This window comes from Salmonella sp. SAL4457 (assembly GCF_046548235.1).
In the GTDB taxonomy this organism is placed as follows: domain Bacteria; phylum Pseudomonadota; class Gammaproteobacteria; order Enterobacterales; family Enterobacteriaceae; genus Salmonella; species Salmonella enterica.
Genome location: NZ_JBGDZO010000603.1, coordinates 1 through 267 on the forward strand (window position 1 = coordinate 1; position 267 = coordinate 267).

1 protein-coding gene is annotated in these 267 nt (G+C 65.2%); it reads right to left on the reverse strand.

The window, feature by feature from the left end; translation table 11 throughout:
- On the reverse strand, positions 1-267 hold a 267-nt coding region (locus ACLJNW_RS25620), incomplete at both ends, for an acyl-CoA dehydrogenase family protein (RefSeq protein ID WP_410961428.1).

The window sequence follows — 267 nt, forward strand, 5'->3', positions numbered from 1 at the left end:
ATGCAGCTCCATGCAGCGATCGACGAAGACCCGGCCGACCTGGATCTCGGTAGCCATCTCGGCAAGCTTGAAGCGGGTATTCTGGAAGACCGCCACCGACTTGCCGAACGCCTTGCGCTCGCGAGTGTAGTCGAGCGTCCATTGCAGGGCCGCCTCGGCCGACGCCAGCGCGCCGATACCGACGGTCAGGCGCTCCTGCGGCAGCTCCTGCATCAGGTAGATGAATCCCTGGCCGTCCTTGCCGAGCAGGTTCTCCCGGGGAATCCG